The sequence below is a fragment of the Stenotrophomonas pictorum JCM 9942 genome (assembly GCF_001310775.1).
Classification (GTDB): domain Bacteria; phylum Pseudomonadota; class Gammaproteobacteria; order Xanthomonadales; family Xanthomonadaceae; genus Stenotrophomonas; species Stenotrophomonas pictorum.
On record NZ_BAZI01000718.1, the window covers coordinates 1 to 775 of the forward strand.

Here is a 775-nt window from a genome sequence, read left to right on the forward strand (position 1 = left end):
CACCTGGTCGGCGCGCAGGCCGTCGAAGCGGCCCTTGCCACCGGCCAGCTCGAAGCCTTCGATCAGCATCTTCGCCGAACCGACCAGCATGTCCACGCTGCCACCGGGATACTTCTCGGCGCGGTACGGCGTGGGCAGGCCGCCGTTGTTGTAGAGCTGCACGTGCAGCAGGTCCAGCTCGTCGCGCAGGCCGTCGATCAGCGGCAGGTAGGCGCCCCAGATGCCGTCCATCGACACGAAGCCGCCCTGCACATACGGGTGCTCCGGCGCCATCGACACGTACAGGTTCGGGTACATGGCGTGCAGGCGCTTCACCGCCGAGACCAGGTGCGGCACCACCGGTGCGCCATGGGTGACGCCGGCGATCTTCTCCAGATCGATGTCGATGCCGTCAAAGCCGAACGTGTTGATCGCCTCGGCGGTGGTGGCCACGAAGTTGTCCTCGTCGCGCCGGGTGTTCAGGGTCACCGTACCCAGCTCGCCGCCAAAAGACAGCACCACGATCTTGCCCTGTGCGCGCTTGGCGGCGATATCGGTGATCAGCTGCGCGCGATCCAGCGCCGGATCGGGGGTGAAGGCCACCTTGCCCTCGCCCTTGTCCTGGGCGAACGCCAGCACGATCACGTCCCAGCTGTCATCGACCTGGCCCAGCGGCAGCACGCCGATGCCATTGTCGAAGTTGTGCAGATAGCCGATCAGCGCATGTTTGGGCAGCGGATGGCTGTTGCCCGGGGCAACGCCGGCCTGCGAAACCGGCGCTGCGGGTGCATCCGCC

1 protein-coding gene is annotated in these 775 nt (G+C 67.0%); it reads right to left on the reverse strand.

The annotated features are described in order from the left end of the window. Positions 1–775, reverse strand: a 775-nt coding sequence (locus JCM9942_RS17265) for a glycosyl hydrolase family 18 protein (RefSeq protein ID WP_218185530.1), incomplete at both ends; no start/stop codon positions are given.